The sequence below is a fragment of the Brevibacillus sp. SIMBA_040 genome, assembly GCF_046535075.1.
Lineage (GTDB): Bacteria > Bacillota > Bacilli > Brevibacillales > Brevibacillaceae > Brevibacillus.
On sequence record NZ_JAWRXI010000009.1, the window covers coordinates 278,687 to 291,165 of the forward strand.

Below are 12,479 nucleotides of genomic sequence, written 5' to 3' on the forward strand. Positions count from 1 at the left end.
GGGCTTTTGTCTGACCTGGGACAAAATAAAAAGAAGACGGGCTTTACGGCTCCGTCTTCTTTTGCAATTTTGTTATTTTCCGATGATGTAGCCTTCCAGCTCATCCAATACTTTGTTTGCTGCGACTACGCCACCAGATGTGTTCCAGATCGTGTCGTCCACTTTGAACGCTTTGTTGTTTTTCACGACGTTCAGGTTTTTCCAGAGGGAATCATTTGTCCATTCTTGTTCCAGCTTGGACGCTTCCCCTTTTCCTGTTTCATACGTAAAGTAGAACATGATATCGCCGTCCATCTCTGGAATGCGCTCTTTGGTTACTTCTGCTGCGAAATCATCTTTATCCTGAGCAGCTGGGCGTGCCAGTCCAAGCTCTTGGAAGATCGCGCCAGTAAATGTGTTTTTATAGTAGATGCGTACTTTACCAGGCATGAAGCGTACGACAGATACTTGCGTTTTCAGCTTGTCGCCAGCTTTTGCTTTGAAGTCTTCAATACGTTTGTTCCAGTCAGCAATGACCTTGTCGCCTTCAGCTTTTTTATTAATCGCTTCAGCGTACAGCTGGAAGTTCGCTTTCCAGTCACCGCGCGGCTCTTCTACGAAAACAGTCGGAGCGATTGCAGTCAGCTGTTGGTAGATTTTTTCATGACGGAATTTCATACCTAGAATCAGGTCTGGCTTCAAAGCAGCGATTGCTTCGAGGTTTGGTTGACCTTCCGTACCGACAGACTTGGTACCTTCCAAAAACGATTTTGTGAAATCGTAAAATTGTGTTGGATCATTGGCAGAACCTACAGCACCTACTGGCTTCACACCCAAAGCCATCAATGTTTCTGTACCTTGGTTGGTCAGCATAACAATGCGCTGTGGTGTACCTTTAATGGTAGTTTCGCCCATTGCGTGTTTAACTGTGTAGGATTGATCAGAACCACCTGTATTGCCAGTAGCTTGGTCGGCAGGCTTTTGTTCTGCGGGCTTTTGTTCGCTAGCTTGTTGATTGCCGCCACAACCAGTGACAATCAGCAACAGCGCCATCAAGACAGCAAAAAACGCTTTACCGCCTGCGGTCCGGTATGTACGAGAAAACATGGTGAAAGGACCCCTTTCAATATCTTTCTGATAGTGAGAATCTAAATCAATGACAAAGATTATCCTACATTCAAGCCTGTCAGAAGTCAACAATTAAATGATAATGACTCTCAAGATCATTGACACATCTCGCTCATACCTCTAAACTTATTAATGAAATAACGTAAGTCCACTCAAAGCAAAAAGAAGGATAAGGATGTAGCCCCATGAGCGCTTTGTTGTCAAGCAACCTTCGTAAAATTCTGGGAGTTATCATTGCCATTCTGCTCCTGGTTTATCTCAGCTATGCCAGTCTTATTCTTGGTGTCATAGATACCAGTTGGCAAACCGCCATTGATGCTTATACGAATTTTAACGGTAGCAATGAGCACATTGTTATTAAGGAAGTGCGGGTGCCCCGCGTATTAAACGCACTTACCGTTGGCTTTTGCCTCGGACTTGCTGGCACACTGCTACAATCGTTGACGAGAAACCCTGTCGCTGACGTCGAGCTGTTTGGACTGAACGCAGGTGCTTCTCTCTTTGTCGTGTTTGCCGTCACCTTCGTAGGCATTAGCAATTTGACACAGTTTACCTGGATCTCCTTTCTGGGCGCAGCCGTCGCCGGATTCGTCGTCTACCTGCTCGGCTCACTTGGCCGTGACGGGTTGACTCCGGTCAAGCTCGTTCTCGCCGGAGCTGCCATTACCGCCCTTGCCGCCTCAATCAGACACGGGATGATGGTATTAAACGAAAAAGCAGCGGACGAGGTTCTTTTTTGGCTCGCTGGCTCAGTTGGAGGCAGAAAGCTCGAATATTTAACCTCTGTGTTTCCATATATGATTGTCGCGTGGCTTGCTGCTTTTGTCCTGGCACGTCCGATTCAAACCTTGCTTATGGGTGACGATGTAGCCAAAGGCTTGGGGCAACGAACATTATTGGTAAAGCTGGCTACGGGAATCGTCATTGTACTGTTATCTGGTTGTGCTGTAGCTGTCGCAGGACCAATCGGCTTTGTCGGTTTGGTCACACCACATCTCGCACGCTTTTTAGTGGGAATCGATACACGCTGGGTGATGCTGTACAGCGGACTGCTTGGATCAATTTTGCTGCTGATTGCAGATATCGGCGCACGTTATATTGCGATGCCTTCTGAAGTACCTATTGGCGTCATGACCGCCCTGATCGGCATTCCATTCTTCATCTATGTCGCGCGAAAGGGGCTGGATAAATAATGAAGGAATTTGTAAATGTTCGGCTTGGTCGCTTTGCATCTTTTCAGCTACATAAGAAAACGCTGTTGTTTTCAGCGATCGGCCTTCTTTTGACTCTGCTCGTAGCAATTATCAGCCTTGGGATGGGAGAAATGAAAATTGCTCCGCTCGATGTACTCAAGGTAGTGCTCGGGATCGGAGCTGAGGATAACGCTCTGATTGTCCAGCAGTTTCGTATGCCGCGCATCATTATCGCAATTTTAGTGGGAGCTGCACTGGCTGTAGCGGGTGCGATCATGCAAGGCATTGTCCGCAATCCGCTGGCTTCTCCCGACATTCTCGGGGTTGCAGGAGGCGCTTCTGTTGCCGCAGTTTCCTTTTTGCTCCTGTTCGAGACAGTTAGCATCAAGTGGTTGCCTCCAGTCGCTTTTCTCGGCGCAACCTTGACCACCATTCTTTTATATACACTAGCCTGGAAAAAAGGCGTTACTCCGCTGAGACTTGTAATGATCGGGGTCGGAATTAAAATTGCCGCGGGTGCCGTCGTCACGATGCTGATTATTTTCAGCCCGTTCCTTTTGCAAAACAAAGCATTGCTCTGGCTTTCCGGAAGCATCTACGGGGTGGAATGGAATGATGTGTGGATGATTATGCCTTGGGTCCTCATTTTGATCCTGGCTGCTGCTGTTCTCACCAGACGAGTGAACATCCAACAGCTCGGTGATGACGTCGCAACCAGTCTCGGCAGCTTCCTGCAGTGGGATCGCTTTTTACTGCTCATGATTTGTGCAGCGTTGACGGGAACAGCCGTATCCGTAGGTGGCGATATCAGCTTTGTAGCTTTGCTGGCGCCGCACATTGCAAAACAATTGATCGGTCCATCCTTTGGTGGTGCATTGCCCGTCTCAGCCTTTATCGGTGCCTTGATCGTCTTGCTTGCCGATCTCGTCGCGCGCATGGCATTTTCTCCAATTGAGGTCCCGGTTGGCGTCTTCACATCGGCTGTCGGCGCTCCGTTTTTTATCTTCCTGCTGTATAAAAATCGAAATCGGTAGTGAAAGGAGACCTGCCCACCATGTCAGCTCTGGAAATACGTCAATTAACGTTGTCCTATGGAGAGCGCAATATCATCGAGTCTTTGGATTTGCACATCCCTCGTGGAAAAATTACCGTCTTCATTGGAAGTAATGGCAGCGGCAAGTCGACCTTGCTCCGTTCTCTCGCTCGATTGCTCAAACCAAAGGACGGTTCCATCCTGCTCGACGGCCAATCGATTGCCAAGCAGTCCACAAAGGAAGTGGCGAAACGGCTTGCGATCCTGCCCCAAGGCCCTGCGGCACCAGAAGGACTCACTGTCCTGCAGCTAGCCAAGCAAGGCCGTTATCCGTACCAAAACTGGCTCCAGCAATGGTCCGAGGAAGACGAGAACATGGTGACGAAAGCTCTTGAAGCCACTCAGCTCTTGCCGCTTGCAAACCGCCCTGTTGATTCCCTCTCTGGTGGACAGCGCCAGCGCGCATGGATTGCGATGACACTCGCCCAAGGTACAGAAACGATCCTCTTGGATGAACCGACTACGTACCTCGATATGTCGCATCAGATTGAGATTCTGGATTTGTTGTTTGAGCTGAATGAAACGGAGCAACGCACGATCGTCATGGTCCTTCATGACCTAAATCTGGCTTGTCGATACGCTCATCACATTGTAGCCGTTCATGATCAAAGCGTTGTTGCAGAAGGCACTCCAGACGAGGTACTGACCACTGATCTGGTACGCACCGTTTTCCATATGGATTGTCAAATTACAAAGGATCCGCTGTACGGTACACCGATGTGCATTCCTTACAGCAAAAGCCGTATCGCTGCCCAGCCTGTGGAGCAAAAGACAGCGGTTATGTCATAAATGAGCATCAAAGGACTGGCCCGAAATTCGGCTGCAGTCCTTTTTTCGTGCATCGCCGCCTAAAGTCTCAGCATCGCTACGTTTTCTCAATTTAGAAAAGTGCAATAGACAGATGCCCATCTACCCCTTCGCTCATAGGATAAAGAGGCAGGTAATTTTCTTTTCGAAAGGACGTGACTCCCTCTTGAATAGCCAGCTTCGCGAAGCGTATATCCGCGTGCCCAAGCTGTACGATTGGGTGCTTACGACCAGCTATGCTCGCACTCCTGTCACTGTACCGCCGAAGTACCGCTCTCTTGTCCATGAAGCTATAAACGCAGGAAAACGAATTTCTGTTCAATGCATCAAGCAAAATGAGCCTTGTTCACCAGCCGCTGTAGCTTGCCAAGTAAATAGCCCCATACGTCGCACTACGATTTTTCACAAAGGAAATCCAGTACCGATGGGAATTGTCCAGCTATCGTTCCTGACGCCACTGAGCCTTCTCTTTTTTGCCGATTGTGATTTGCTCTTCGACTTTATGCACCCCCTTGAGCTAGAGGATGAGCTCGTTCTTTGCGTACCAGAACCACTAGATCAGGAAAATATCGTTTGCCGAATTGCAGCCTTTGAATGCACAGCGCAGACAGGTTATCTGTTTGACGATAAAATCATGCTGCACGTATTTGTCTGTCAGGAGCTCCTTGTCGAAGCAAAGTCTGTACTTGAAATCATGGCACAAGCATGTAAGCCGCGCCCTAACTTCCTCACCGCTCCCCCGCGACTGCTTCCCCTGCATTGCACACCGTTTTCGCCACCACCAGCCTGTCCGAGGCTGCAAGTCCAAACGTGACGCAGCAAAAAGGCGGTGCTCTACGTACATCACGCGTACATAGGCACCGCCCACTTATTTGCTAAGCGAAAAAGATCTTCGCTTATTTTTTCAGGTTGTAAAAAGCAGCGCGTCCGCCAAAACGAGCCGTATCACTCAGCTCATCCTCAATACGCAGCAATTGGTTGTACTTTGCTACGCGGTCTGTACGGGATGGAGCACCTGTCTTGATTTGGCCTGCATTCGTTGCAACTGCGATATCCGAGATTGTGGAGTCTTCTGTCTCGCCGGAGCGGTGGGAAATAACAGCTGTATAACCAGCCAGCTTCGCCATTTCAATTGCTTCAAAAGTCTCGGTCAGGGTACCAATTTGGTTTACTTTTACCAGAATGGAGTTACCTGTGGAGCTTTCGATACCGCGTGCCAGACGCTCTGTGTTGGTTACGAACAAATCATCGCCAACGAGTTGAACTTTGCTGCCCAGCTTGTCAGTCAGCGCTTTCCAGCCGTCCCAATCGTCCTCAGACAAGCCGTCTTCGATCGAGATGATTGGATATTTGCTTACCAGATCTTCGTAGAAAGCGATCATTTCTTCGGTTGTTTTTACTACGCCTTCGCCCTCGAAATGGTATTTACCGTCTTTGAACATTTCAGTTGCAGCTACGTCCAGCGCGAGGAATACGTCTTTGCCTGGCTCATAGCCTGCAGCCTTGATCGCATCCAGGATTGTCGTGATTGCTTCTTCGTTGGACTTCAGGTTTGGTGCGAATCCGCCTTCGTCACCTACAGCCGTGCTCAGGCCTTTGTCGCCCAACACTTTTTTCAGGGAGTGAAAGATCTCAGCACCTGTACGCAGCGCTTCCTTGAAGGATTCAGCACCTACTGGCATGACCATGAATTCCTGAATGTCTACTGTATTGTCTGCGTGTTTTCCGCCATTCAAAATGTTCATCATCGGTACAGGCAATGTTCTCGCGTTGAAGCCACCGAGGTAGTTGTACAGTGGTACGCCCAAGGAATCTGCAGCTGCGCGAGCTACCGCCATGGAAACGCCCAGAATCGCGTTTGCACCGAGCTTGCCTTTGTTATCTGTACCATCGAGCTGAATCATCGCCATGTCGATGCCTACTTGATCCAGCGCATCCATGCCAATGAGCTCAGGCGCGATGATTTCATTTACGTTTTCTACCGCTTTGAGTACACCTTTTCCAAGGTAACGGGATTTGTCGCCATCACGCAATTCAACAGCTTCATACGCTCCTGTAGATGCACCGGATGGAACATCTGCGCGACCCATAGAGCCATCTTCCAGGTACACTTCAACTTCCACAGTCGGATTACCGCGGGAGTCCATAATTTCACGTGCGTAAACGTCAGTAATCATTGCCATTCTCTTCCATCCCCTTTTAATCTATGTAGGTAACCCCACACGTATTTTTTATTATTTGTCCTTAGTGTGTGCCAGAGAGGACTATTTTGCAAGTAACGATTTACCTGTCATTTCAACCGGTTGCTCTGCGTCCAACAGATCAAGCAATGTCGGCGAAAGATCCGCCAAAACTCCGCCTTCACGAAGCATAGCACCTGCTTTGGTCACGATTACCGGAACCGGATACGTGCTGTGCGATGTAATTGGACGTCCTGCCTGATCCAGCATGAGATCAGCATTGCCATGGTCTGCCGTAATAACGGCTACGCCGCCTTTGGCGAGAATCGCTTCGACTACGCGTCCCAGGCATGCATCTACCGTTTCTACCGCTTTGATCGTAGGCTCCATCATTCCGGAATGGCCGACCATGTCGCAGTTGGCAAAATTGAGGATGATCGCATCGAAATTTTCTGCTTCGATTTCTTTGACAACCGCATCTGTTAGCTCGGGAGCACTCATTTCCGGCTGCAAATCATAGGTCGCTACTTTTGGAGAAGGAATCAGGATGCGGGTTTCGCCCGGAAACTCCTGCTCACGCCCTCCGCTAAAGAAGAACGTCACATGCGGATACTTTTCTGTCTCAGCAATGCGAAGCTGCTTCAAGCCTTGCTGGGACAAAACCTCTCCCAACGTATTATCGAGGTTGGAAGGCTTGTATGCCACATAACCGTCCACGGTCTCGGAAAAATGAGTCAGGCAGACGAAATGCAGATCACTCGGACGCTCCTCACCACGGTCAAAGCCGCGGAAGTCTTCGTTCGTAAACGCCTGCGAGATTTGAATAGCGCGATCCGGACGGAAATTATAGAAAATGATCGAGTCACCGCTTTGAATGGTGGAAACCGGCTCTCCTGCCTCATCGACGATCACCGTCGGCATGACGAATTCATCCATGACCGATTTCTCATACGATTCTTTGATCGCTTGAATCGGATCTTGGTAGCGCGGAGCATCCCCGTATACCATCGCACGGTACGCCTTTTCTACGCGCTCCCAGCGTTTGTCACGGTCCATCGCATAATAGCGTCCCTGCACAGTGGCAATACGCCCTACGCCGAGTTCTGCGATCTTTGCTTGCAACTGCTCTACATAACCCACCGCGCTGTCAGGAGATACGTCACGGCCGTCCAGGAAGCCATGGATAAAGACATTCGCAAAACCCTGCTGCTTCGCCAGCTCCAGCATTGCAAACAGATGGTCAATATGACTGTGTACCCCTCCATCGGACAAAAGCCCGAACAGATGCAGCTGCTTGCCATTTTTCTTGGCATGCTGGAACGCTTCGATCAAGGTTTCGTTTTCAAAAAACGCTCCTTCTTTGATCGACTTGGTGATACGCGTAAAATCCTGATAGACAACGCGCCCTGCTCCGATATTGAGATGCCCAACCTCTGAGTTGCCCATCTGTCCTTCTGGCAAACCAACAGCAAGCCCGCTCGCCTCCAGTGTGGCATGCGGATATTGGTTCCAGTACCGATCAAAATTCGGCTTGCTCGCCTGTGCGACAGCATTTCCGTACGTTTCACTACGCAAGGCAAAGCCGTCCAAAATGAGCAGCGCAACCGGTTTTGGTCTTTGTGCCATCTCTTTTCTCCTCCTATCGCTGCGATGCTCCGTTCACAAGCTGCAAATAACTGTCCGCGACCAGGCTGGCGCCACCAACCAGAGCTCCGTCGATATCTGGCTGCGCCATGTAGCTTGTGATATTTTCCGGCTTCACACTGCCGCCGTACTGAATACGTACCTGCTGCGCTGTATCCTGACCGAATTTCTCAGCAATCACGCTGCGGATAATAGCAATCGTCTCGTTTGCATCTTCGGCTGTAGAAGATTTTCCGGTACCAATCGCCCAAATCGGTTCATAGGCAACGATCGAACCAGCCACCTGTGCAGGCTCAAGGCCAGCAAAAGCAGCCTCTGTCTGGGTGCGAACGACATCCGACGTCTCTCCTGCTTCTCTTTGCTCCAGGCTCTCACCTACGCATACGATTGGCACCAAGTCCGCTTTTAGCGCAGCTACAACTTTTTTATTGACGGTTTCATCCGTTTCATTGAAATACTGGCGACGCTCGGAATGTCCGATAATAACATACGCAACACCGATTTCTTTTAGCATCGACGCGCTGATTTCACCTGTAAACGCACCTTGCTCCTCAAAGTGAACGTTTTGTGCTCCCAGCGCGATATCCGTACCAGCCAGCTCAGCACTCAGTGCAGGCAGAGCAGTAAACGGCGCACAAATGACTTTTTGTACTCCGGTAGCTGTATTGCCTGCCTTGGCATTTTGCGCAAACTCCTTTGCCTCCGCAATCGTCTTGAACATCTTCCAATTCCCCGCGATAATTGGCGTTCTCACGATTTCTCCCCCTATTCGCTATCTGTCAATACTGCCAAGCCCGGCAGCTCTTTGCCTTCCATAAACTCCAGTGAAGCCCCGCCGCCAGTGGAAATATGCGTCATTTGCTCAGCGACACCAGCTTTTTCTACTGCTGCTACGGAGTCTCCGCCACCGATAATGGTTGTGCCCGCACATTCTGCCATCGCCTTGGCTACGCCAATCGTTCCTTGGGCAAATGCGTCCATTTCGAAAACACCCATCGGTCCATTCCATACAACCGTTTTGGAAGCGACGATGACACGCTGGAATTCTTCTACCGATTTTGGACCAATATCGAGTGCCATCCAGCCATCTGGAATCGCGTCGATCGCAACTGTTTTCTTTTCGGCATCAGCTGCAAATCGGTCTGCTACGACAACATCGACTGGCATCAGCAGTTGAACACCGCGCTCTTTTGCCTGCTCCATCAAGGAACGGGCGAGATCGAGCTTGTCATCCTCACACAAAGAGGCACCAATACCGAAGCCTTGTGCCTTGAGGAACGTATTTGCCATTCCGCCGCCAATGATCAAATGATCGACCTTGGTCAGCAGATTTTCAATCACTGCAATTTTATCTTTTACCTTTGCTCCGCCGACAATCGCCGTAAACGGACGCTCTGGACGAGTGAGAGCTCCACCCATAAAACGGATTTCCTTTTCCATCAACAGTCCTGCCACCGCGGGTATGTACTGGGCAATTCCCGCTGTAGACGCATGTGCGCGATGGGCAGCACCGAAAGCATCGTTTACAAACAGATCAGCCAAGGCCGCAAAGCTTTTTGCCAGTTCTGGATCGTTCTTTTCTTCTCCGGCATGGAAGCGTACGTTTTCCAGCAAAATCACGTCACCGTTTTCCATCCGTTCTACTACCGCTTCCACTTCTGCTCCCTTGGAATCATCTAGCTTGCGCACCTGTTTATCCAAAAGCGTCGATAGATGGCTAGCGACAGGTGTCAGCCGCATCTCTTCCACCACTTGTCCTTTAGGTCGACCAAAGTGGCTCGCCAGGATAACCTTGGCTCCTGCTTCCATCAGAAAACGGATGGTTGGAACAGCAGCACGAATGCGCGTATCATCGGTGATTACCCCGTCCTGCATCGGCACGTTAAAGTCGACACGGCAGAAAACGCGCTTGCCTGCCAGCTCAACATCGCGGATAGATTTCTTGTTCATGAACGATCCTCCAAATCATTAGGCTTAGTATTCCGAAAAAAACATATGGGAAAAGGGAGATTGCTCTCCCTTTTTATCCACAACAGTTCTATTTTACGTGTTACAAGCCGCGCTGTGCAACATAATGACACAAGTCTACCACACGATTTGAATAACCCCACTCATTATCGTACCAAGAAACGACCTTCGCCATGTTGCCCTCGAGTACCATCGTAGACAATGCATCAATCGTCGAGGACGCTGGGTTACCGTTATAGTCGGAGGATACCAACGGCTCTTCCGAATAGCCGAGAATTCCTTTGAGCGGACCTTCTGCTGCTTCTTTCAATGCGTTGTTGATTTCTTCCACAGTCGCATCTGTTTTTAATTCAACAACCAAATCAACCACCGATACGTTCGGGGTAGGGACGCGCATCGCGAATCCGTTCAGCTTGCCTTTCAGCTCAGGCAGTACCAGCGCTACCGCTTTTGCGGCACCAGTAGAGGTTGGAATAATATTTTCCGCGGCTGCACGTGCACGGCGCAGGTCCTTATGCGGCAAATCCAGGATTTGCTGATCGTTTGTGTAGGAGTGAACAGTCGTCATCAACCCGCGCACGATGCCGAATTTTTCGTTCAAAACTTTTGCATATGGAGCCAGGCAGTTCGTTGTGCATGATGCATTGGAAATGACGGTATGCTCGGCTGGATCATACTTGTCTTCGTTTACGCCAAGTACAATCGTAATATCCTCGTTTGTAGCTGGTGCAGAGATGATGACTTTCTTCGCTCCGCCTTCCAGGTGCTTCGCAGCATCCTCGCGCTTGGTGAAACGTCCAGTAGATTCTACGACGATTTCTACACCGTACTCCGCCCATTTGAGCTGGGCAGGATCACGCTCAGCGAGAACGCGGATTTCTTTACCGCCAACAATCAGCGTGTTCTCTCCCGCTTCTACCGGCAGATCGAGAACTCCGTGAACAGAATCATATTTTAAAAGGTGCGCCAATGTATGCGCGTCTGTCAGATCATTTACCGCTACGATTTCTACGTTTGGATTGGAAAGTGCTGCACGAAATACGTTACGACCAATACGCCCAAAACCATTAATCCCTACCTTTACCATAGTAAAACCCTCCTGCTCGTTAGCTTACATTTTTATTAGTAGCGATCACCCCACCCTCTGGAGATTTCCACCGGGTGGAGAGAATCGTGACAATCGGCAACAGTATCGAAAAGAACAAGAACGGCAACGAATCGATTGTGGATACGCCCAATGTCACTGCCATCATCATGGCCAATCCGTTCCACGGAATGAGCACCGGCATTACCAATGTCGAGTCCATCATCGTTTTGCCCAACAGCTCGCGTCCGCCTTCTCTTTGAGAAAAACGTCCTAGAAGCGTAGAACCGAGAACCAGAATCGGTATCGTTTGGTTACAGCTGATGATCACAACCAGAAGCGACAGGACAGCTGACTTTATGACTAGCATGGTTGGATTTTTCGTATCCCCCATCATTTTGTCCACAATCGGCGTCAATAGATTAGCTTTGTTCAAAATTCCATTTAAAAACCCGGCGAGGATGATCAAGAGCAGTACGTTGAACATGGAAGCAAACCCGCCTCCATGTAAAAGCTCATCCAGCGGAGTTCCTGAATGAAGCGCGTAGCCATTCAGCATGGATTTGGCAAATGTTATGATATCAATCTGTCCACCCAAAAGGACCAAGACAGCACTGACGATGATGCCGTATAAAAGAGCTGTAACAGCTTTTACTCGTAGTGCAAAGGATGCGAGTAACGTAATCAGCGGAAGCATGATCCACCAGCTGATGGAAAAATAATTACTCAAAAGGTCCTGATACATCGGAATCGTATCACTTGATCCCGATTGACCGCGCAGCAGATCAAATAGTAGGAACAAAACCGCACATATCCCTACGGCAATCAAGGCTGGACGTCTCGTTCGAATGTCCTGCTCCTCTGTCATCCCTATATTGGCCAGTACGAGCAATCGACTGCTGGAGATGGGGGAAAAACGTTCTCCTACCATCGCACCAGAAATCAACGCCCCTGCTACCATTGCAGGTGATATACCTGCGGCGTGAGCAATCCCCATCAAGGAAAGCCCGATGGTACTCAAGGTTCCGATCGACGTCCCGAGCAAATAGCTGACAACTGCTGTTAAGATGAAGGAAAGCACAAGCAGATAACTGACATTTACAATCGACAATCCATAGTAGATAATTGCCGGAATCGTTCCTGCCATCATTAATAGCGGAATCAAAAGTCCCACAAAAAACAGAATCAGCAGCACAGGCTTTGCCTGCTTGACACCTTCCCAACCAAATGCGAATTGTTCTCTCCAGAAAAAACCTACTCTTTTCACACTAACCAGTGTGACCAGGATTGCAAAAACAATTCCCAAATAGAGCGGAAAGCCTATCACCAGGCTCATCACAATCCCGGTGATTAGCGACAAGATGGGTAGCAGCGCTGCCATAGACATAAAACCGACTTCCTTC

The 12,479-nt window shown here is 49.4% G+C and carries 11 protein-coding genes; 4 read left to right on the forward strand and 7 right to left on the reverse strand.

The genetic code is table 11. The annotated features are described in order from the left end of the window. Positions 1-72: 72 nt before the first annotated feature. A complete protein-coding gene (locus SB752_RS17445) occupies positions 73-1,086 on the reverse strand; it encodes an ABC transporter substrate-binding protein (RefSeq protein ID WP_410716881.1) in 1,014 nt (337 codons plus the stop codon). A gap of 206 nt (positions 1,087-1,292) precedes the next feature. On the opposite strand from SB752_RS17445, the gene SB752_RS17450 reads away from it, so the two are divergent. The 4 genes from SB752_RS17450 (at position 1,293) to SB752_RS17465 (ending at position 5,014) form a co-directional block, all read left to right on the forward strand. Further along, the gene (locus SB752_RS17450) at positions 1,293-2,300 is read left to right on the forward strand and encodes a FecCD family ABC transporter permease (RefSeq protein ID WP_410716882.1); all 1,008 of its coding nucleotides are present in this window, start codon (positions 1,293-1,295) and stop codon (positions 2,298-2,300) included. Then, positions 2,300-3,334 carry a FecCD family ABC transporter permease gene (locus SB752_RS17455; RefSeq protein ID WP_410716883.1) on the forward strand — a complete coding sequence of 345 codons (1,035 nt, stop codon included), beginning with the start codon at positions 2,300-2,302 and terminating at the stop codon, positions 3,332-3,334. Before SB752_RS17450 ends, SB752_RS17455 begins: the two co-directional genes overlap by 1 nt. Before the next feature lie 20 nt (positions 3,335-3,354). Next, positions 3,355-4,182, forward strand: coding sequence for an ABC transporter ATP-binding protein (locus SB752_RS17460; protein WP_410716884.1), 828 nt, complete (start codon positions 3,355-3,357; stop codon positions 4,180-4,182). A 184-nt stretch (positions 4,183-4,366) separates the two neighbouring features. After that, the gene (locus SB752_RS17465) at positions 4,367-5,014 is read left to right on the forward strand and encodes a hypothetical protein (protein ID WP_410716885.1); all 648 of its coding nucleotides are present in this window, start codon (positions 4,367-4,369) and stop codon (positions 5,012-5,014) included. Between the two features lie 82 nt (positions 5,015-5,096). On the opposite strand, the gene eno is transcribed toward SB752_RS17465, so the two are convergent. The 6 genes from eno to SB752_RS17495 form a co-directional block, all read right to left on the reverse strand. Further along, positions 5,097-6,383, reverse strand: coding sequence for a phosphopyruvate hydratase (gene eno, locus SB752_RS17470; protein ID WP_103109617.1), 1,287 nt, complete (start codon positions 6,381-6,383; stop codon positions 5,097-5,099). Between the two features lie 81 nt (positions 6,384-6,464). Further along, positions 6,465-8,006 (reverse strand): 2,3-bisphosphoglycerate-independent phosphoglycerate mutase, encoded by a 1,542-nt coding sequence (gpmI, locus tag SB752_RS17475; protein ID WP_410716886.1) that lies wholly within the window; start codon positions 8,004-8,006, stop codon positions 6,465-6,467. A 13-nt stretch (positions 8,007-8,019) separates the two neighbouring features. Further along, complete coding sequence (gene tpiA, locus SB752_RS17480) at positions 8,020-8,778, reverse strand: triose-phosphate isomerase (protein ID WP_410716887.1); 759 nt, start codon at positions 8,776-8,778, stop codon at positions 8,020-8,022. 11 nt (positions 8,779-8,789) lie between these two features. Further along, entirely contained in the window at positions 8,790-9,974 is a 1,185-nt protein-coding gene (locus SB752_RS17485) for a phosphoglycerate kinase (RefSeq protein ID WP_410716888.1), read from the reverse strand. Between the two features lie 100 nt (positions 9,975-10,074). Further along, positions 10,075-11,079, reverse strand: coding sequence for a type I glyceraldehyde-3-phosphate dehydrogenase (gap, locus tag SB752_RS17490; RefSeq protein WP_103109621.1), 1,005 nt, complete (start codon positions 11,077-11,079; stop codon positions 10,075-10,077). Positions 11,080-11,098: 19 nt separating this feature from the next. Continuing rightward, positions 11,099-12,463, reverse strand: a complete 1,365-nt coding sequence (locus tag SB752_RS17495) for a Na+/H+ antiporter NhaC family protein (protein ID WP_410716889.1) — start codon at positions 12,461-12,463, stop codon at positions 11,099-11,101. Positions 12,464-12,479: the final 16 nt, after the last annotated feature.

Bases quoted from the DNA above. Each gene is read 5' to 3' on its own strand.
- SB752_RS17445 (WP_410716881.1), bottom strand. From the start codon at position 1,086: ATGTTTTCTCGTACATACCGGACCGCAGGCGGTAAAGCGTTTTTTGCT.
- SB752_RS17450 (WP_410716882.1), top strand. From the start codon at position 1,293: ATGAGCGCTTTGTTGTCAAGCAACCTTCGTAAAATTCTGGGAGTTATC.
- SB752_RS17455 (WP_410716883.1), top strand. From the start codon at position 2,300: ATGAAGGAATTTGTAAATGTTCGGCTTGGTCGCTTTGCATCTTTTCAG.
- SB752_RS17460 (WP_410716884.1), top strand. From the start codon at position 3,355: ATGTCAGCTCTGGAAATACGTCAATTAACGTTGTCCTATGGAGAGCGC.
- eno (WP_103109617.1), bottom strand. From the start codon at position 6,383: ATGGCAATGATTACTGACGTTTACGCACGTGAAATTATGGACTCCCGC.
- gpmI (WP_410716886.1), bottom strand. From the start codon at position 8,006: ATGGCACAAAGACCAAAACCGGTTGCGCTGCTCATTTTGGACGGCTTT.
- SB752_RS17485 (WP_410716888.1), bottom strand. From the start codon at position 9,974: ATGAACAAGAAATCTATCCGCGATGTTGAGCTGGCAGGCAAGCGCGTT.
- gap (WP_103109621.1), bottom strand. From the start codon at position 11,079: ATGGTAAAGGTAGGGATTAATGGTTTTGGGCGTATTGGTCGTAACGTA.
- SB752_RS17495 (WP_410716889.1), bottom strand. From the start codon at position 12,463: ATGTCTATGGCAGCGCTGCTACCCATCTTGTCGCTAATCACCGGGATT.